The 19,832-nt window shown below is 56.9% G+C and carries 18 protein-coding genes; 14 read left to right on the top strand and 4 right to left on the bottom strand.

The window, feature by feature from the left end:
• The first annotated feature begins 89 nt into the window (after positions 1-89).
• Both dusA and pspG read left to right on the top strand, forming a co-directional pair.
• Complete coding sequence (dusA, locus tag NR795_RS15050; protein WP_144816744.1) at positions 90-1,088, top strand: tRNA dihydrouridine(20/20a) synthase DusA; 999 nt, start codon at positions 90-92, stop codon at positions 1,086-1,088.
• 131 nt (positions 1,089-1,219) lie between these two features.
• Positions 1,220-1,462, top strand: coding sequence for an envelope stress response protein PspG (gene pspG, locus NR795_RS15045; protein WP_042388868.1), 243 nt, complete (start codon positions 1,220-1,222; stop codon positions 1,460-1,462).
• A 303-nt stretch (positions 1,463-1,765) separates the two neighbouring features.
• Here the strand turns inward: pspG and NR795_RS15040 are convergent, their stop codons facing one another.
• Positions 1,766-2,749: a quinone oxidoreductase gene (locus NR795_RS15040; protein ID WP_144816742.1), complete on the bottom strand. Its 984-nt coding sequence runs from the start codon at positions 2,747-2,749 to the stop codon at positions 1,766-1,768.
• Positions 2,750-2,854: 105 nt separating this feature from the next.
• Here NR795_RS15040 and dnaB point away from each other — a divergent pair, with 105 nt between their 5' ends.
• The 6 genes from dnaB to NR795_RS15010 all read left to right on the top strand — a co-directional run bounded on the left by dnaB (position 2,855) and on the right by NR795_RS15010 (position 8,461).
• Complete coding sequence (dnaB, locus tag NR795_RS15035) at positions 2,855-4,261, top strand: replicative DNA helicase (RefSeq protein WP_042388864.1); 1,407 nt, start codon at positions 2,855-2,857, stop codon at positions 4,259-4,261.
• 151 nt (positions 4,262-4,412) lie between these two features.
• Positions 4,413-5,492, top strand: coding sequence for an alanine racemase (alr, locus tag NR795_RS15030; RefSeq protein WP_257758626.1), 1,080 nt, complete (start codon positions 4,413-4,415; stop codon positions 5,490-5,492).
• 119 nt (positions 5,493-5,611) lie between these two features.
• On the top strand, positions 5,612-6,808 hold the full coding sequence (tyrB, locus tag NR795_RS15025) for an aromatic amino acid transaminase (protein ID WP_257758625.1): 1,197 nt from the start codon (positions 5,612-5,614) through the stop codon (positions 6,806-6,808).
• Positions 6,809-6,872: 64 nt separating this feature from the next.
• Complete coding sequence (gene aphA / locus NR795_RS15020) at positions 6,873-7,583, top strand: acid phosphatase AphA (RefSeq protein ID WP_257758624.1); 711 nt, start codon at positions 6,873-6,875, stop codon at positions 7,581-7,583.
• 105 nt (positions 7,584-7,688) lie between these two features.
• Entirely contained in the window at positions 7,689-8,111 is a 423-nt protein-coding gene (locus NR795_RS15015; protein WP_257758623.1) for a secondary thiamine-phosphate synthase enzyme YjbQ, read from the top strand.
• Positions 8,108-8,461: an MmcQ/YjbR family DNA-binding protein gene (locus NR795_RS15010; RefSeq protein WP_144816731.1), complete on the top strand. Its 354-nt coding sequence runs from the start codon at positions 8,108-8,110 to the stop codon at positions 8,459-8,461. The genes NR795_RS15015 and NR795_RS15010 overlap by 4 nt, the downstream gene beginning before the upstream one ends.
• Here the strand turns inward: NR795_RS15010 and uvrA are convergent, their stop codons facing one another.
• Positions 8,462-11,287, bottom strand: a complete 2,826-nt coding sequence (uvrA, locus tag NR795_RS15005) for an excinuclease ABC subunit UvrA (RefSeq protein WP_144816729.1) — start codon at positions 11,285-11,287, stop codon at positions 8,462-8,464. It lies immediately after the preceding gene.
• A 261-nt stretch (positions 11,288-11,548) separates the two neighbouring features.
• Here uvrA and ssb1 point away from each other — a divergent pair, with 261 nt between their 5' ends.
• Positions 11,549-12,088, top strand: a complete 540-nt coding sequence (gene ssb1, locus NR795_RS15000) for a single-stranded DNA-binding protein SSB1 (protein WP_144816727.1) — start codon at positions 11,549-11,551, stop codon at positions 12,086-12,088.
• A 64-nt stretch (positions 12,089-12,152) separates the two neighbouring features.
• Here the strand turns inward: ssb1 and NR795_RS14995 are convergent, their stop codons facing one another.
• Positions 12,153-12,434 (bottom strand): YjcB family protein, encoded by a 282-nt coding sequence (locus NR795_RS14995; RefSeq protein WP_144816725.1) that lies wholly within the window; start codon positions 12,432-12,434, stop codon positions 12,153-12,155.
• A 466-nt stretch (positions 12,435-12,900) separates the two neighbouring features.
• Between NR795_RS14995 and NR795_RS14990 the strand changes: the two genes are divergently transcribed.
• The gene (locus tag NR795_RS14990; protein WP_257758622.1) at positions 12,901-14,466 is read left to right on the top strand and encodes an EAL domain-containing protein; all 1,566 of its coding nucleotides are present in this window, start codon (positions 12,901-12,903) and stop codon (positions 14,464-14,466) included.
• 10 nt (positions 14,467-14,476) lie between these two features.
• Here NR795_RS14990 and soxS read toward each other — a convergent pair whose 3' ends face one another.
• Positions 14,477-14,800 (bottom strand): superoxide response transcriptional regulator SoxS, encoded by a 324-nt coding sequence (soxS, locus tag NR795_RS14985; RefSeq protein ID WP_042388822.1) that lies wholly within the window; start codon positions 14,798-14,800, stop codon positions 14,477-14,479.
• A gap of 86 nt (positions 14,801-14,886) precedes the next feature.
• On the opposite strand from soxS, the gene soxR reads away from it, so the two are divergent.
• The 4 genes from soxR to NR795_RS14965 all read left to right on the top strand — a co-directional run bounded on the left by soxR (position 14,887) and on the right by NR795_RS14965 (position 19,816).
• Positions 14,887-15,357, top strand: a complete 471-nt coding sequence (soxR, locus tag NR795_RS14980; protein ID WP_144816721.1) for a redox-sensitive transcriptional activator SoxR — start codon at positions 14,887-14,889, stop codon at positions 15,355-15,357.
• A gap of 290 nt (positions 15,358-15,647) precedes the next feature.
• Positions 15,648-16,316 carry a glutathione S-transferase family protein gene (locus NR795_RS14975; RefSeq protein ID WP_144816718.1) on the top strand — a complete coding sequence of 223 codons (669 nt, stop codon included), beginning with the start codon at positions 15,648-15,650 and terminating at the stop codon, positions 16,314-16,316.
• 341 nt (positions 16,317-16,657) lie between these two features.
• A complete protein-coding gene (locus tag NR795_RS14970; protein ID WP_144816715.1) occupies positions 16,658-18,007 on the top strand; it encodes an NCS2 family permease in 1,350 nt (449 codons plus the stop codon).
• A gap of 162 nt (positions 18,008-18,169) precedes the next feature.
• Positions 18,170-19,816, top strand: coding sequence for a Na+/H+ antiporter (locus tag NR795_RS14965; protein ID WP_144816712.1), 1,647 nt, complete (start codon positions 18,170-18,172; stop codon positions 19,814-19,816).
• Positions 19,817-19,832 lie beyond the last annotated feature (16 nt).

The raw sequence follows: 19,832 nt of genomic DNA, 5'->3' as shown, positions 1-19,832 counted from the left end.
GTTATGCACAATGTTCCGGCGTGCTGTTCAGGCGAAATGAGTATGCTATAGTAGCGCCCCTTTTCCATTTTGATGAAAAAACGTACGCTATGCCGCCAGTCACGCCCGCTACCGCCTTCGCCGCCCACCGCTTCTCCATCGCGCCCATGCTCGACTGGACCGATCGCCACTGCCGCTATTTTTTGCGTCTGCTGTCGCGGGAGACGCTTCTCTACACCGAGATGGTGACCACCGGGGCGATTATTCACGGCAAAGGCGACTACCTGGCCTACAGCGACGAAGAGCATCCCGTGGCGCTTCAGCTGGGCGGCAGCGATCCGGCGCAGCTGGCCCACTGTGCGAAACTGGCCGAAGCCCGCGGCTACGATGAGATCAACCTCAACGTTGGTTGTCCGTCCGATCGCGTGCAGAACGGCATGTTCGGGGCCTGCCTGATGGGTAATGCGCAGCTGGTGGCCGACTGCATCAAAGCCATGCGCGACGTAGTCTCTATTCCGGTGACGGTGAAGACCCGCATCGGCATTGACGATCAGGACAGCTACGAATTTCTTTGCAGCTTTATTGATACCGTTTCCGGCAGGGGCGAGTGTGAGACGTTTATTATCCATGCCCGCAAGGCCTGGCTCTCTGGGCTCAGTCCCAAAGAGAACCGCGAGATCCCGCCCCTGGACTACCCGCGTGTCTATCAGCTTAAGCGCGACTTCCCACACCTGACTATGTCCATCAACGGCGGTATTAAATCGCTGGAAGAGGCAAAGGCGCACCTTGAGCATATGGATGGGGTGATGGTCGGGCGTGAGGCGTATCAAAACCCAGGCATCCTGGCTGCGGTTGACCGTGAGATTTTTGGCGTAGCGCGTGAAGATGCCGATCCGGTTGCGGTGGTGCGGGCCATGTATCCGTATATCGAGCGTGAGCTGAGCAGCGGGGCCTATCTCGGGCATATTACTCGCCATATGCTGGGGCTTTTCCAGGGCGTTCCAGGCGCGCGCCAGTGGCGTCGCTACCTGAGTGAAAACGCGCATAAAGCAGGGGCAGATATTAACGTGCTGGAGCAGGCGCTGAAGCTGGTCGCAGATAAGCGTTAAAAATTCGCTAAAAGTTAGCTAAATTCACCACGCCTCGCAGCACTCTGCGGGGCGTTTTGCTTTATTATCAATAAATTACACTCTGGCACGATTCTTGTAATAGGTTGGGTAACTATTAAGGGGGAAAAGCCATGCTGGAACTACTGTTTGTGATTGGATTTTTTATGATGCTGTTGGTAACGGGCGTCTCGCTGCTGGGCATTATTGTTGCTCTGGCAGTGGCCACGGCGCTGATGTTCGTCGGTGGGTTGTTTGCGTTGATGTTTAAACTGCTGCCCTGGCTGCTGCTGGCGGTGGCCATCGTCTGGGTTATCCGGGCGGTGAAAAAGCCAAAACTGCCGCTGTATCAGCGTAATAGCCGCTGGCGTTACTAAGTTATGCGGTCTTGATCACAACCTGGCATTTTTCTCTGGCAGGTTCAGCCAAACCGCATAGGATTTAGGTATCGAATCTGTCACTATTGCGCGTCTTTTGAATTCATCGAGCTGTACCCTACATACAGCCGAACTAAAAAAAAGAAAGGGCTTCCTTAAGGGAAGCCCTAATTCTTTTCCCTCGTCATACTTCAAGCAGCCGGTGCGTTGGCTGCGCTTACTCGCCCCAGTCACTTACCTATGTAAGCTCCTGGGGACTCGCGCACTTGCCGCCTTCCTGCTACTCGAATTATTTAGAGGGAATCAGGGGATTAGCAAACTCGATCCCTGCGTTGACCGACTCTCCAGCGTCTCGTGCGCGCGCTGCGCCTCCGCCAGCGGGAACTTCTGATCTTCCGCCACGTCTACCTTAATCACGCCGCTGGCAATCAGTGAAAACAGCTCGTTGCTCGCCTCCTCCAGCTCCTCCCGGTTAGTGATGTAACCCTGAAGGGAAGGGCGGGTGGCATACAGGGAACCTTTCTGGTTAAGAATGCCGAGGTTAACGCCGGTGACCGGGCCAGAGGCATTGCCGAAGCTGACCATCAGGCCGTGACGCTGTAGGCAGTCCAGCGAGGACTCCCAGGTATCTTTTCCTACCGAGTCATAGACCACGCGCACCTTTTTACCGCCGGTGATCTCCTTAACGCGCTCAACGATGCTCTCTTCGCGGTAGTTAATCACCTGCCACGCGCCGGCCTGCAATGCCCGCTGCGCCTTCTGCGCGCTACCCACGGTGCCGATCAGCTTCCCGCCCAGCGCCTTGGACCACTGGCAGGCAATAAGCCCTACGCCGCCCGCCGCCGCATGGAACAGAAACGGCTCGTCGGGCTTGATCTCATAGGTTTTACGCAGCAGATAGAAGACCGTCAGTCCTTTAAGGAACGAGGCGGCCGCCTGCTCAAAGGAGATGGCATTTGGCAGCAGAGCGACCTTATCCGCAGGCACGTTGTGCACCGAGCTGTAGGCACCCAGCGCTGACTGGGCATAGACCACCCGATCGCCTGCCTTAATGTGGCTAACGTTTTTACCGACTTTGCTCACTACGCCTGCCGCCTCTGTACCGAGACCGCTTGGCAACGCCGGCGGCGGATAGAGGCCGCTGCGGATGTAGGTATCGATATAGTTGATACCAATAGCCTTGTTCTCGACCTGCACCTCGTTCTCTGCCGGATCGGTGGGGGTAAACTCCACCGCTTTTAATACCTCAGGGCCACCATGCTTGTGAAATTCAACTCTTGTTGCCATGTTTCCTCCCAAAGATCCTAAGCCAGGGTATCATTAGGGTCGGGTGTCATAATCCAAAATATGATAAAGTTTCGACCCACAATTTATCTCGGTACTCCATTCACTATGGCAGGAAATAAACCCTTCAACAAACAGACTGAACCCCGCGACATGCAAGTCGAGGGGATGAAAGTGCCGCCACACTCAATCGAAGCGGAGCAGTCGGTGTTGGGCGGTTTAATGCTGGATAACGAACGCTGGGACGACGTTGCCGAGCGCGTTGTAGCGGAAGATTTCTATACCCGTCCACATCGGCATATCTTCACTGAGATGCATCGCCTGCAGGAGATGAGCAAGCCCATCGACCTGATCACCCTGGCGGAGTCGCTGGAGCAGCAGGGCCAGTTGGACAGCGTAGGCGGTTTTGCCTATCTGGCAGAGCTATCGAAAAATACGCCAAGCGCGGCGAACATCAGCGCGTATGCCGACATCGTCCGCGAACGTGCGGTGGTGCGCGAGATGATCTCGGTGGCTAACGAAATCGCCACCGCGGGCTTTGATCCGCAGGGCCGTACCAGCGAAGACCTGCTCGATCTCGCCGAGTCCCGCGTTTTCCAGATTGCCGAAAACCGGGCCAATAAAGACGAAGGGCCGAAAAGCATCGATCAGATCCTTGAGGCCACCGTTGCGCGTATTGAGCAGCTCTTTCAGCAGCCCCACGACGGCGTTACCGGCGTTGATACCGGCTATCAGGATCTGAATAAGAAAACGGCGGGCCTGCAACGTTCGGATCTGATCATCGTGGCGGCGCGTCCGTCGATGGGTAAAACCACCTTCGCCATGAACCTGTGCGAAAACGCCGCGATGCTGCAGGATAAGCCAGTGCTGATCTTCAGCCTGGAGATGCCTGCCGAGCAGATCATGATGCGTATGCTGGCGTCGCTCTCCCGCGTCGATCAGACCCGCATCCGTACCGGCCAGCTTGACGATGAGGACTGGGCGCGTATCTCCGGCACCATGGGTATTCTGCTCGAGAAGCGTAACATGTATATCGATGACTCCTCTGGCCTGACGCCGACCGAGGTGCGCTCCCGCGCCCGCCGGATTTTCCGCGAGCATGACGGCCTGAGCATGATCATGATCGACTACCTGCAGCTGATGCGCGTTCCGTCGCTCTCCGACAACCGTACGCTGGAGATCGCGGAGATCTCCCGCTCGCTGAAGGCGCTGGCGAAAGAGTTACAGGTGCCGGTCGTGGCCCTGTCGCAGCTTAACCGCTCCCTGGAGCAGCGTGCCGATAAGCGCCCGGTCAACTCCGACCTGCGTGAATCCGGCTCTATCGAACAGGATGCCGACCTGATCATGTTTATCTACCGTGATGAGGTGTACCACGAGAACAGCGATCTGAAAGGCATCGCGGAAATTATTATTGGTAAGCAGCGTAACGGCCCGATTGGTACGGTACGCCTGACCTTTAACGGGCAGTGGTCGCGCTTTGATAACTATGCGGGACCACAGTATGACGATGAGTAATCTCTGTCACCCTTCAAGCTACAGGTGTGTTAGCTGCGCTCGCTCACCCCAGTCACTTACTTCAGTAAGCTCCTGGGGATTCACTTGCTTGCTGCCTTCCTGTAGCTCGAATGATTTAAGAGATTAATATTTCTATCAATGAAGGATTAACATGCAAGCGGCAACCGTAGTAGTCAACCGCCGCGCTCTGCGACACAATCTGCAACGCCTGCGCGAGCTGGCTCCCGCCAGCAAACTGGTTGCAGTGGTGAAAGCGAACGCTTATGGACACGGTCTCCTGGAGACCGCGCGAACGCTCCCCGACGCCGACGCCTTTGGCGTTGCCCGTCTCGAAGAGGCCCTAACCCTGCGTGCGGGCGGCATTACCCAGCCCATTCTGCTGCTGGAGGGGTTCTTTTCTGCCGACGATCTCTCTACGCTCTCCCTGCACAAGCTGCATACCGCCGTGCACAATATTGAGCAGCTGGAGGCGCTGGAGAGTGCGGCGCTGCCTGAACCCATCACCGTCTGGATGAAGCTCGATACCGGCATGCATCGGCTGGGTGTGCGCCCTGAAGAGGCCAGCGCGTTCTACCAGCGTCTTTGCGCCTGTAAAAACGTGCGCCAGCCGGTGAATATCGTTAGCCACTTTGCCCGGGCCGATGAGCCAGAGTGTGGTGCAACCGAGCAGCAGCTGGATATCTTTAACACCTTCACCGAAGGTAAGCCGGGCCTGCGCTCTATTGCGGCCTCCGGCGGCATTCTGCTCTGGCCGCAGGCCCATTTTGACTGGGTCCGTCCTGGCATCATTCTTTATGGCGTCTCGCCGCTGGATCAAAAGCCCTGGGGCGCTGACTTTGGCTTTCAGCCGGTCATGTCCCTGACTTCAACGCTGATCGCCGTGCGTCCGCACCGTGCGGGTGAGCCAGTAGGCTACGGCGGAACCTGGACCAGCGAGCGCGATACGCGTCTCGGCGTGGTGGCGATGGGTTACGGCGATGGCTATCCCCGCGCCGCGCCGTCCGGTACGCCAGTGCTGATCAACGGCCGCGAAGTGCCTATCGTCGGGCGCGTGGCGATGGATATGATCTGCGTTGACCTTGGGCCAGAGGCCCAGGAGCGTACAGGCGATCCGGTGGTGATGTGGGGCGACGGGCTACCGGTAGAGCGCATCGCTGAGATTACAAAAGTAAGTGCTTACGAACTTATTACGCGGCTGACGTCTCGGGTCGCGATGCAATATGTAGATTAATGGTTGCGCCCGGCGGCGCTGCGCTTGCCGGGCCTACAAATGCTAACAACTCCTCGATCTCTATCCGCTTCCGGTTTATTGTGTTTGAAACCCCGCCTGTAAACCTGGAGAACCACCGCGTGTTTCAAAACGTTGACGCCTACGCTGGCGACCCCATTCTGACGCTGATGGAGCGTTTCAAAGAAGATCCCCGTAGCGATAAGGTAAACCTCAGCATCGGCCTGTACTACAACGAAGACGGCCTGATCCCGCAGCTGCAGGCCGTGGCCGAAGCGGAGGCGCGCCTGAACGCCCAGCCGCATGGCGCATCGCTCTATCTGCCAATGGAAGGCCTGCCGGGCTACCGTCACACCATCGCGCCGCTGCTGTTTGGTGCTGAACATCCGGTGCTGAAGGCGAACCGCGTTGCGACTATCCAGACGCTCGGTGGCTCCGGCGCGCTGAAGGTGGGTGCCGATTTCCTGAAGCGCTACTTCCCTGACTCCGGCGTCTGGGTTAGCGATCCGACCTGGGAAAACCATATCGCCATCTTTGAAGGGGCCGGATTCGAAGTAAGTACTTACCCGTGGTTTGATAGCGAAACCAACGGCGTGCGCGTTGACGCCCTGCTGGAAAAACTGCAAACCCTACCCGCCCGCAGTATCGTTCTGCTGCATCCGTGCTGCCATAACCCAACCGGGGCTGACCTGACCAATCCTCAGTGGGACGCAGTCATCGAGGTGCTGAAAGCGCGCGAGCTGATCCCGTTCCTCGACATCGCCTATCAGGGCTTTGGCGCCGGCATGGAAGAGGATGCCTACGCTATTCGCGCCATCGCCGATGCTGGTCTGCCAGGGCTGGTGAGCAACTCCTTCTCGAAGATCTTCTCGCTCTACGGTGAGCGCGTCGGCGGCCTGTCTATCATTTGTGACGATGCCGACACCGCCGGGCGCGTGCTGGGGCAGCTGAAAGCCACCGTACGCCGCAACTACTCCAGTCCGCCAAACTTTGGCGCGCAGCTGGTGGCCACCGTGCTGGGTGATGCAACCCTGAAAGCCCAGTGGCTGGCGGAAGTTGAAGCGATGCGCTTGCGCATCTCTGCCATGCGCCATGAGCTGGTGAACGTGCTGCGCGAGGCGGTGCCGGGGCATAATTTTGACTATCTGTTACAGCAGCGCGGCATGTTCAGCTATACCGGGCTGAGCGCAGCGCAGGTTACCCGCCTGCGTGAAGAGTTTGGTGTCTACCTGATTGCCAGCGGACGTATGTGCCTGGCGGGCCTGAATAGCAGTAATGTGCACCGCGTCGCACAGGCCTTTGCCGCTGTGATGGCATAATACGCGCCTTCCCCGGCGTAATGCCGGGGAAAATCCTGCCTGATTATCACGTTTAAGGATGAATATGCGTAAAATGCCTCTCGCACTCAGTGCATTCTGTCTGCTGTTTACCGTAGGCGCTGCCAGCGCGCACGCCTCCGTTCCCTCGCCGCTCTATCCGGGAACCAACGTTGCGAAACTGGCTGAGCAAGCACCCATTCACTGGGTCTCCGTCGCGCAAATTGAAAATAGCCTCCAGGGCCGCCCGCCGATGGCCGTTGGGTTTGATATCGATGATACCGTGCTCTTCTCCAGTCCAGGCTTCTGGCGGGGCAAAGAGACCTTTTCACCGCAGAGCGAAGCGTATCTGCACAATCCTGAATTCTGGGAGAAGATGAACAACGGCTGGGATGCGTTCAGCATTCCGAAAGAGGTGGCGCGGACGCTGATCGCTATGCACGTCAAACGTGGCGATGCGATCTATTTCGTGACCGGGCGTAGCCAGACCAAAACCGAGACCGTGTCAAAAACGCTACAGGATGATTTTCAGATCCCCGCTGCGAATATGAATCCGGTGATCTTTGCCGGTGACCAGCCGGGCCAGAACACCAAAACCCAGTGGCTGCAGGATAAGCAGATCAAGATGTTCTACGGCGACTCGGATAACGACATTCGCGCCGCTCGTGAAGTGGGTGCACGGGGCATTCGCGTGCTGCGCGCCTCTAACTCTACCTATCGGCCCCTGCCGCAGGCGGGAATGTATGGCGAAGAGGTCATCGTCAACTCCGAGTATTGATCGGCAAAAGGCAATCGCCAGGTTGCCTTATTTTCCTCCTTTTCTGGCTGTTCTGCCCTACGTGTTACACACTTAGCATCAGGTGAAATAACTCTGGAGCACGCTATGTGGTATCAACAAACTCTCAGGCTTGGCGCAAAGCCACGCGGTTTCCATCTGGTGACGGACGAGGTGCTGGAACAGCTTCCTTCCCTTAACCGCATCAAAACGGGTTTGTTGCACCTCTTGCTACAGCACACCTCCGCCTCTCTCACGCTGAATGAAAACTGCGATCCCACCGTGCGTCATGATATGGAGCAGCATTTTCTGCAGGCGGTGCCGGACAGTGTCCGCTACGAGCACGATGCTGAGGGGCCGGACGATATGCCCTCCCATATTAAATCCTCGACGCTTGGCGTATCGCTGCTGCTGCCGGTGCAGAACGGCCGCGTACAGCTGGGGACATGGCAGGGTATCTGGTTAGGAGAGCACCGCATTCACGGCGGGTCACGCAAAATCATCGCAACACTACAAGGGGAAGAGAAATGATCAATTCGGAACTGCTGCCCTACTGCATGGGTAAACCAGGCGCGGAGCAGAGCGTACACAGCGACTGGAAGGCTACGCAGATCAAAGTAGCAGACGTACTGTTTGCGATGGTGCATGACGTTGATAACCGCCCGGCGGTGTCGCTGAAAACCAGCCCGGAACTGGCCGAGCTGCTGCGCAGCGAAAATGCAGATGTACGGCCAAGCGCGCGTCTGAACAAGGCGCACTGGAGCACGGTTTTTCTTGATGGGTCGCTGCCCGATTCGCAGATTTACTACCTGGTGGATGCGTCTTACAAGCTGGCGGTGGAAGCGCTGCCTGACGCGGTCAGGCAGCAGCTTTCCGTCTAACTATTTCAGCATCGGTTTAAGGAAGCGGGCAGTGTGCGAGGCTTCGCACTCTGCGACCGTTTCCGGCGTACCGGAGACGAGGATCTCGCCGCCGCCGCTGCCCCCTTCCGGACCGAGATCGACAATCCAGTCCGCCGTTTTGATCACGTCGAGGTTGTGTTCAATAACGACGATGGTGTTGCCCTGATCGCGCAGCTGGTGGAGCACTTCCAGCAGCTGCTGGATGTCAGCAAAGTGCAGGCCTGTGGTCGGTTCGTCCAGAATATAGAGCGTCTGACCGGTACCGCGTTTTGACAGCTCACGCGCCAGCTTCACGCGCTGCGCCTCACCGCCCGAAAGCGTGGTGGCAGACTGGCCGAGACGGATGTAGGAGAGTCCCACGTCCATCAGGGTTTGCAGCTTCCGCGCCAGCGCCGGAACGGCATCAAAGAACTCACGCGCCTCTTCGATGGTCATATCCAGCACTTCATGGATGCTCTTGCCCTTGTATTTGATCTCCAGCGTTTCGCGGTTATAGCGTTTGCCTTTGCACTGGTCGCACGGCACATAGATATCCGGCAGGAAGTGCATCTCGACCTTGATCACGCCGTCGCCCTGACAGGCCTCGCAGCGCCCGCCGCGCACGTTAAAGCTGAAACGCCCCGGGGTGTAGCCGCGCGAGCGTGACTCCGGCACGCCGGCAAACAGCTCACGCACCGGCGTAAAGACACCGGTATAGGTAGCCGGGTTTGAGCGCGGAGTACGACCAATTGGGCTCTGGTCGATATCTATCACCTTGTCGAAGTGCTCCAGACCCTGAACCTCACGGTAGGGTGCCGGCTCGGCAATGGTCGCACCGTTAAGCTGGCGCTGGGCAATCGGGAATAGCGTATCGTTGATCAGCGTCGATTTGCCCGAGCCGGAGACGCCGGTGATGCAGGTAAACAGGCCTACCGGCAGGGTCAGCGTAACGTCCTTCAGGTTGTTACCGCGTGCGCCGGAGAGCTTCAGCACCTTCGACGGATCGGCAGGTACGCGATCTTTCGGTACGGCGATCTGCCGCTTGCCGCTCATGAACTGGCCGGTCAGCGACTCCGGTACCGCCATGATGGCATCCAGCGGGCCTTCCGCCACCACCTGACCGCCGTGAACGCCTGCGCCTGGACCGATATCAATCACGTGGTCGGCGGCGCGGATGGCGTCCTCATCATGCTCAACGACAATCACCGTGTTGCCGAGGTCGCGCAGGTGGATCAGCGTGCCCAGCAGGCGTTCGTTGTCGCGCTGGTGCAGACCGATGGACGGCTCATCCAGCACGTACATCACCCCGACCAGGCCGGCACCGATCTGGCTTGCCAGACGGATGCGCTGCGCTTCACCCCCGGAGAGGGTCTCCGCCGAGCGGGAGAGAGTCAGGTAGTTGAGACCGACGTTTACCAGGAACTTCAGACGGTCGCCAATCTCCTTCAGCACCTTCTCGGCGATCTTCGCCCGCTGGCCTGCCAGCTTAAGGTTGTTGAAGAAGTCCATTGCGTGGCCGATGCTCATGTCGGAGATTGCCGGCAGCGGCGTATCCTCAACGAAGACGTGGCGCGCTTCACGACGCAGGCGCGTGCCGTCACAGGAGGCGCACGGACGGTTGCTGATAAACTTCGCCAGCTCTTCACGTACCGCACTGGACTCGGTCTCTTTGTAACGGCGCTCCATGTTGTGCAGAACGCCTTCAAACGGATGACGGCGCACGGAGGTGTCACCGCGATCGTTCATGTATTTGAATTCGATGCTCTCTTTACCGGAGCCGAACAGCACCACTTTTTGCACCGACGCACTCAGGCTTTCCCAGGCATCATCAACGTCAAACTTATAGTGATCCGCCAGCGAGCGTAGCATCTGGAAGTAGTAGAAGTTACGGCGATCCCAGCCGCGGATCGCGCCGCCGGACAGCGACAGCTCCGGGTTCTGGATCACGCGGTCTGGATCGAAATACTGCTGTACGCCCAACCCGTCACAGGTCGGGCAGGCCCCGGCCGGGTTGTTGAAGGAGAACATGCGCGGTTCCAGCTCGTTCATGCTGTAGCCGCAGATCGGGCAGGCAAAGTTAGCGGAGAAGAGCAGCTCTTCCACCTTCGCATCGTCCATATCGGCAACAATCGCCGTCCCGCCGGAGAGATCCAGCGCGGTTTCAAACGACTCGGCCAGGCGCTGGGTCAGATCGTCCCGCACCTTGAAGCGGTCAATGACCACTTCGATAGTATGTTTTTTATGCAGTTCAAGACTCGGCGGATCCGAGAGGTCGCACACTTCACCATCGATACGCGCACGGATATAGCCCTGGCTTGCCAGGTTCTCCAGCGTCTTGGTGTGCTCACCCTTACGCTCTTTGATGATCGGTGCGAGCAGCATCAGGCGCTTGCCTTCCGGCTGCGACAGCACGTTATCCACCATCTGGCTGACGGTCTGCGCATCCAGCGGCACGTTGTGATCCGGGCAGCGCGGCTCGCCTACGCGGGCAAATAGCAGACGCAGGTAGTCGTGGATCTCGGTAATGGTCCCGACGGTCGAACGTGGGTTATGCGAGGTCGACTTCTGCTCAATAGAGATCGCGGGCGAGAGCCCCTCGATATGATCGACATCCGGCTTTTCCATTAACGACAGGAACTGGCGCGCATAGGCGGAGAGCGATTCAACGTAGCGACGCTGACCTTCGGCATAGAGGGTGTCGAAAGCCAGGGATGATTTACCTGAACCTGAAAGCCCGGTGACGACAATCAGTTTGTCGCGTGGGATAACGAGGTTGATATTCTTGAGATTGTGGGTGCGCGCGCCCCGTACTTCTATCTTATCCATTCACCTTTCCCGGTATGAGACTCGGCGCTCGGTATGTTTGAAGGACATCCGGCGAACTGAACTGAAACGGTTAATTATGACACAAAAAAACCTGAATGGATATACAGTATAAGAATGCATCCCAGGCGCATTTGTGCGAAAATAGCGCATGGCGGACGGATTACTGGAATCCTTCTCGCAAGGTATCAAAGCGTCGCTTGGTAAGTTACAATCGCGCGCTTACACTATTGAGATTAAGAAACGTATTCAGGAGACACAACCATGGCCAGCAGAGGCGTAAACAAGGTGATTCTCGTCGGTAATCTGGGCCAGGACCCGGAAGTACGCTACATGCCGAATGGGGGCGCAGTAGCCAACATTACGCTGGCTACTTCCGAATCCTGGCGTGATAAAGCGACCGGTGAGATGAAAGAGCAGACCGAATGGCACCGCGTTGTGCTGTTTGGCAAACTGGCCGAGGTGGCCGGTGAGTATCTGCGTAAAGGTTCTCAGGTTTACATCGAAGGTGCCCTGCGCACCCGCAAATGGACCGATCAGTCCGGCGTGGAAAAATACACCACTGAAGTGGTGGTGAACGTGGGCGGCACCATGCAGATGCTCGGCGGCCGTCAGGGCGGCGGTGCACCGGCAGGCGGTCAGCAGGGCGGTGGCCAGCAGGGCGGTTGGGGTCAGCCTCAGCAGCCGCAGGGCGGCAATCAGAACCAGTTCAGCGGCGGCGCACAGCAGCGTCCGCAGCAGTCCACTCCGGCACCGTCTAACAACGAGCCGCCGATGGACTTTGATGACGACATTCCGTTCTGAGTGCGCGCTAAGCTCGCGTAAACCATAAAAAAACCCCGACGCGTCGGGGTTTTTGTTTTTTTACTCAGGTCATGACCACAGGCCACTCTGGCGGGGCGTGGCTGGCGACTTCAATCATTATGCTTTCGATGTTGTGCCAGATAGTCGCCACGTCGACCAGGGTAATGCCGAGCAGCCCGGTGGCGAACCAGCAGGCCGCTACTACGCCGAGGCCGCTACTAACGACCGCCAGCCCTATGTAGTCAGATTTACGGAATTTGATGTTCAGCGAGCTAGCTAAAAACATCAGGATTGCGCTCATAAGCTGCCAGCGCAGCAGGACAACGCTGGTGGTAAAGGTAGCCATTTTCTGTACTTTGTTTCATCAGATGTATCACAATATATGTGAACTATATCACATTTGTTCTTTTATTAGCCAGTCGCAGCGTGCGCTTTTTGACGACGCTTTAACCATTGAAAATGTACGGGAATAAGTGCGGGCATTATTCGCTCAACGCTGGTTTACACCGACGAAAAAATAGACGCAGCGCGCATCCTTTTTTATTGCCCTGGCAGTTTGGCTTAATCAGCGATCCCCTGTGGCGTAACGAAAAACCGGCAATGATAGCTGGATAATTATTTTCCTTAATATAAACAGGGCGAACACTTTTAGTTTGGCTTACGGACAAATATTATCGTCATAACCAAATATTAGGTTATTAATGATAAAAGTCGGTTGCTAATGTCTGATGATTCATGCAACGTAATCACCTGTTTATCAAAGCTTCCTGCCGACAATGCAGGCACACATCAAGCAGGGATATAGGGCGGAAATGAATCATAGCGCACGCCGCAAGGCGCTAAGGATTGTCGGGATCATCATGGTAGTTTTGCTGCCTGTGATGCTGGCGCTATGGTTTGCTCACATCCGCGCCGTTAAAGAGACCGGCATACAGCTGCGTTCATTTGCGCAACTTGCACTGGATAAAACCGAGCTGGTTATTCAGCAGGTTGATAGCGCTCGCAGCGAAGCAGAGAAATTTAAAGGCCGGATCTGTTCGCCAGCGCATCGCTATAATATGCTCAATATTATCCGCGGGCAGCTCTACGTTGCTGATATAATATACGCCAACGGCAATCGTTTTTTATGTTCCACCTCACTGGCGCCCGCCGAACCCTATATTATTCCCGCAGCGGAATATACGCGTTCTCCGGATATCTCCAACTACTATTATCGTGACACGCCGTTTTATGCTGGCTATAAGATGGTCTATATGCAGCGCGGTCATTATGCGATAGTAGTCAATCCGCTGGCCTATAGCGAAGTCATGTCGGATGACCCCTCGCTGGCCTACGGCCTGTATGACACGATAACCAAGGCGTTCTTCTCGGTGAGCCCAACGGCAGATGCCCGGGTACTGGCAGGTTTGATACAGAATAACGATTTTACCTTTCAGCATGCCGGGCGTTTCTATACCATCGCCAACTCTGAAAAGCGCCCCATAGCGATTATTGTCTCGACCTCCAGCGATCGCTATTTCCAGTTTCTCTATCACCAGGCGACGCTCACGCTGCCGCTGGGGATGATTTGCAGCATCATTATTTTGCTAATGTGGTCCCGAACCCACCAGGAAATTAATTCGCCGCGCCGTCTATTGCATCGCGCCTTGCTAAAACGCCAGCTTCGGCTCAATTATCAACCAATTATTGATATTAAAACCGGCCAGTGCGTGGGGGCCGAAGCGCTGTTACGCTGGCCTGGTTTTGAAGGGCAGGTGATGAGCCCGGCGGAATTCATACCGCTAGCCGAAAAAGAGGGGCTCATTGAACGGGTAACCGATTATGCGGTTGAGGAAGTCTTCGCTGATTTAGGCCGTTTCTTATCAGAAAATCCGCAGCTCTATATCTCAATTAACCTATCCGCTTCGGACTTCCACTCCTCTCGCCTGATTGCTTTAATTTCTGATAAAGCCCAACAGCATGCCGTCAAGGCTCAGCAAATTAAAATTGAAGTTACCGAGCGTGGATTTATCGATGTGCCGAAAACAACGCCGGTTATCCAGGCGTTTCGTCAGGCGGGATATGAGGTGGCGATTGATGATTTTGGTACCGGTTATTCCAACCTGCACAATTTATATTCTCTGAACGTCGATATTCTGAAAATCGATAAGTCCTTTATCGATACGCTGACCACCAACAGTACCAGCCATCTGATTGCGGAACACATCATTGAGATGGCGCAAAGCTTACGCCTCAAGATCATTGCCGAAGGTGTGGAAACCTCAGAGCAGGTGACCTGGCTATTAAAGCGTGGCGTGCAGTATTGCCAGGGCTGGTACTTCGCAAAGGCCCTGTCGCCGCAGGACTTTATGGCGTGGACCCGGCAGTCGCTGCGCTGATTTGCCTGCGCTACATCTGATGCCGGTAATCGCTCGGCGTGCGGTCAAACTCCCGCCGGAACACGCGGGAAAAGGTCTGCTGCGAGACGTACCCCAGCTCCATCGCAATATCAAAGATTGGCCGCTGCGTCGTGCGTAGCGCCTCTGCCGCCATTACCAGCCGCCGCTGACGGATATAATCCCCCAGCGTCTGGTGAGTCACCGCACGAAACATCCGCTGCAAATACCATTTAGAGTATCCGGATTTCTGCGCCACTACATCAATGTTCAGGGGTTGGTCGATATGTTCATCAATCCATTCAATAAGCGTTTGAATAATTTGCTGATGGGACATACTGCTGCCTCTTTTTCAGTGCTGAAGTCGTCGTTTGGTCTGAAGCGGAGTATAATTCCTCAAGTTAACTTGAGGTAAAGAGCTTTATGGAAAAGAAATTGCCGCGCATAAAAGCGATGCTGACCCCTGGCGAAGTGGCGAGGCGTAGCGGGGTCGCCGTCTCGGCTCTGCACTTTTATGAGAGTAAAGGCTTGATTAAAAGCGTCCGTAATGAGGGCAACCAGCGGCGCTATACCCGTGACGTGCTGCGCTATGTGGCCATCATCAAGATTGCCCAGCGCATCGGTATTCCTCTGGCGACCATCGGCGAAGCGCTGAGCGTGCTGCCTGCGGGTCATACGCTGAATGCCAAAACGTGGGAGCAGCTCTCTTCCCAGTGGCGGGAGGAGCTGGACAGACGTATTCATACGCTTGAGGCGCTACGGGACGATCTGAATGGCTGTATCGGCTGTGGCTGTCTGTCGCGCAGCGACTGTCCGCTACGTAACCCAGGCGACCGGCTGGGAGAGCAGGGAACCGGGGCCCGTCTGTTAGAAGATGAGGCGAACGACAAATAAAACTAAAGCGCCACAAGGGCGCTTTAGTTATTTCCGGTCTTTGTCTTTCGCTCTATCCCGCTCTTTTACAGGAGGGTTTCCCCCGACATCAACACCCCTCGCTCGAACGCGTTGTTGAGGTTCCGGTTTGTGTTGACACTTTTAGTCTATGCCACCAGACCGAGATTGCCAGAGATAAGCCCACCTGTTATGCCGAAATTTTCTGCGGATCATGCGCAATTTTCTATAGTTAGGGAAGGCAAGGGCAAGCCTGACAAGGCCTTATCTCATATCGATAGCAGGAGACAACCGTGATCACTGTACATCATCTTAATCAGTCGCGTTCCCAGCGCGTTCTTTGGGCCCTGGAAGAGCTGGGTCTGCCCTACCAAATTGTGCGCTACCAGCGCGAAAAAACCATGATGGCCCCCGAGGCGCTAAAGAGAGTGCATCCGCTGGGGAAATCACCGGTGCTGGATGATAACGGCACCATCGTCGCCGAATCCGGCGCAATCCTTGAACATTTGCAGGAAACCTATGATACCCGCGGTCAGCTCAAGCCAACGGATACGCAACAGAAGCTCCAGTACCGTTTCTGGCTGCACTATGCCGAAGGATCGTTGATGCCCCTTCTGCTCATGAAGCTGGTGTTTGGCAGCCTCGGCAAACCGCCGGTGCCCTTTGGACTGCGTACCCTGGGCAAAGCGCTGGGGGAGGGCGTGCAAAAAGCCTGGCTCAATAAACAGCTTGAAACCCATGCGCGCTACATTGAGTCGCAGCTCGGCAGCCAGCCGTGGTTTACCGGCGAGCAGCCCAGCATGGCAGATATTCAGATGAGCTTCCCGGTATTTGCCCTGCTGGCACGCGGCGGCGTCGACCATCTGCCCAACCTGCAGGCGTGGAAAACGCGGGTTGAAAATCGTCCGGCGTGGCAGCGCGCCATCGCCCAGGGCGGCCCCTTCGATCTTCCCGGCGCGTGAGCATGTTAAAAAACGATGGATGAAGAGAGACGGGGGCGGGTCTGGTCAAAAATGTTGCCAGGTTGCGCATAGACGATAACGTTTGCGCATCCGCTGCCTGGTTTTTCGCCGTCATAAGGGAAATTTAGTAAAAACCGATAAAGTTAAGTTGAAATGCCCCCTGTGAACGCTAGATAATCGTTTGCCTTTTTTTACAGCCGTTTTGTTTGCGCGGAGTTAAACGTTTGCTTTTTGTGGCTCTGCTTAGCCACAACCTGTTTTGGAACGATGACGTTTAACGGGCAGTGGATTGTCCACCACGCTAAACAACGAAAAATAAAACTCTTCAGGGGATGTTTTCTATGTCTACGCCTTCAGCGCGTACCGGCGGTTCGCTTGACGCCTGGTTTAAAATTTCTGCTCGTGGCAGCACTGTCCGTCAGGAAGTCGTCGCCGGGTTAACCACCTTCCTCGCGATGGTCTACTCCGTGATCGTCGTTCCAGGCATGTTGGGAAAAGCGGGTTTCCCACCCGCCGCGGTGTTCGTTGCTACCTGTCTGGTGGCCGGTGTGGGCTCTATCGTCATGGGGCTGTGGGCAAACCTGCCGCTGGCCATTGGCTGTGCCATCTCACTGACCGCCTTTACCGCCTTCAGCCTGGTGCTGGGCCAGCAGATTAGCGTCCCGGTCGCCCTTGGCGCAGTGTTCCTGATGGGCGTCCTGTTTACCGTGATCTCCGCTACCGGCATTCGTAGCTGGATCCTGCGCAACCTGCCGCAGGGCGTGGCGCATGGCACTGGGATCGGTATCGGCCTGTTCCTGCTGCTGATCGCCGCAAACGGCGTTGGCCTGGTGGTGAAAAACCCGATTGAAGGGCTGCCGGTGGCGCTGGGCAACTTCGACAGCTTCCCGGTGATGATGTCTCTGATTGGTCTGGCTGTGATTATCGGCCTGGAGAAGCTGAAGGTGCCGGGCGGTATCCTGCTGACCATCATTGGCGTGTCGATTGTGGGTCTGCTTTTCGATCCGACCGTACACTTCTCCGGCATTTTTGCGATGCCGTCGCTGAGCGACGATCAAGGCAACTCGCTGATCGGTAGCCTGGACATCGTTGGCGCGTTGAACCCGCTGGTGCTGCCAAGCGTGCTGGCGCTGGTGATGACGGCGGTGTTCGATGCCACCGGGACTATCCGCGCGGTAGCCGGCCAGGCAAACCTGCTGGATAAAGACGGCCAGATTATCGATGGCGGCAAAGCGCTGACCACCGACTCCCTGAGCAGCGTCTTCTCCGGCCTGGTGGGTGCAGCCCCGGCAGCGGTCTATATCGAATCGGCGGCCGGTACGGCAGCGGGCGGTAAAACCGGGCTGACGGCCATTACCGTTGGCGTGCTGTTCCTGCTGATCCTGTTCCTCTCCCCGCTCTCCTACCTGGTTCCAGCCTACGCCACGGCGCCGGCGCTGATGTACGTTGGCCTGCTGATGTTGAGCAACGTGGCTAAAATCGACTTTGCCGATTTTGTTGATGCGATGGCCGGTCTGATCACCGCTGTCTTTATCGTGCTGACCTGTAACATCGTTACCGGCATCATGATCGGCTTCGCCTCGCTGGTGATTGGCCGCATCGTCTCTGGTGAATGGCGTCGTCTGAATATCGGCACGGTGGTGATCGCCATTGCGCTGGTGGCCTTCTACGCCGGCGGCTGGGCAATCTAAGCCCCTCTGCACCTTAAAATGGGTGGCTCTGGCCGCCCATTTTTGTTTTTAAGGCACATCTTGTTTCCTTTGCGTTAGCCTGCATGTTCTATTATGAGAGGCATGATGCCTCGTCATCGTTCGTCACCTCTCGATATAAAAAACATCGCAAACAGGGAACGCATGGAAATCTTCTTTACCATTCTCATCATGACCCTTGTGGTCTCTCTCTCCGGCGTTATCACGCGCGTTTTACCGTTCCAGATCCCGCTGCCGCTGATGCAGATTGCCATCGGCGCCATGCTGGCGCTGCCGACGTTTGGCCTGCACGTTGAGTTCGATCCCGAGCTGTTTCTGGTGCTGTTCATTCCACCGCTGCTGTTCGCCGACGGCTGGAAAACGCCGACGCGGGAGTTCCTCGAACACGGGCGGGAGATTCTTGGTCTCGCGCTGGCGCTGGTGCTGGTCACCGTGGTCGGCATTGGCTTCCTTATCTACTGGATCGTACCGGGTATTCCGCTGGTGCCGGCCTTAGCGCTGGCAGCCGTGCTCTCCCCGACCGACGCCGTGGCGCTCTCCGGCATCGTCGGGGAAGGACGCATCCCGAAAAAAATCATGGGCATTCTGCAGGGCGAAGCGTTAATGAACGACGCCTCCGGCCTGGTTTCGCTGAAGTTTGCCGTCGCGGTGGCGATGGGCACGATGGTGTTTACCGTCGGCGGGGCCTCGGTAGAGTTCCTTAAGGTGGCGGTGGGCGGTATCCTGGCGGGCTTCATCGTGAGCTGGCTGTATGGCCGCTCGCTGCGCTTCCTCAGCCGCTGGGGCGGCGATGAGCCAGCGACGCAGATCGTGCTGCTGTTCCTGCTGCCGTTTGCCTCCTACCTGATTGCGGAACACATTGGCTTCTCGGGCATTCTGGCCGCCGTGGCGGCAGGGATGACCATCACCCGCTCCGGGGTAATGCGCCGCGCGCCGCTGGCGATGCGCCTGCGGGCCAACAGCACCTGGGCGATGCTGGAGTTTGTGTTTAACGGCATGGTGTTCCTGCTGCTGGGCCTGCAGCTGCCGGGGATCCTCGAATCCTCGCTGGTGGCCGCCGAGGCCGACCCCAATGTCGAAACCTGGATGCTGTTTACCGACATCGTGCTGATCTACGCTGCGCTGATGCTGGTGCGTTTCGGCTGGCTGTGGACAATGAAAAAATTCAGTCAGCGCTTCTTAACCAGGAAGCCGATGGAGTTCGGCTCCTGGAGCACCCGTGAGCTGCTGATCGCCTCTTTCGCCGGGGTGCGCGGGGCTATTACCCTCGCGGGCGTGCTCTCTATCCCGCTGCTGCTGCCGGACGGTAACGTCTTCCCGGCCCGCTACGAGCTGGTGTTCCTCGCTGCCGGCGTGATCCTCTTCTCGCTGTTTGTCGGTGTGGTGATGCTGCCGATCCTGCTTCAGCATATGGAGATCGGGGACCATGTTCAGCAGGCGAAAGAGGAGCGGCTGGCGCGTTCGGTCACTGCCGATGTGGCGATTGTGGCGATCCAGAAGATGCAGGAGCGTCTGGCGGCTAACAGCGAAGAGAATATCGATAACCAGCTGCTGACCGAGGTAAGCTCGCGGGTGATCGGTAACCTGCGCCGCCGGGCCGACGGGCGTAACAACGCCGAGGGCTCGATGCAGGAGGAGAACCTTGAGCGTCGCTTCCGTCTGGCCGCGCTGCGCTCCGAGCGCGCCGAACTGTATCACCTGCGCGCCACGCGACAGATCAGTAACGAGACGATGCAGAAGCTGCTGCACGATCTCGACCTGCTGGAGGCACTGCTGATAGAGAATAAATAACCGTAGGCCGGGTCAG

It is taken from the genome of Pseudescherichia sp. L3 (assembly GCF_024656065.1).
GTDB lineage: Bacteria > Pseudomonadota > Gammaproteobacteria > Enterobacterales > Enterobacteriaceae > Pseudescherichia.
This window is presented reverse-complemented; position numbering and strand designations above follow the sequence as displayed.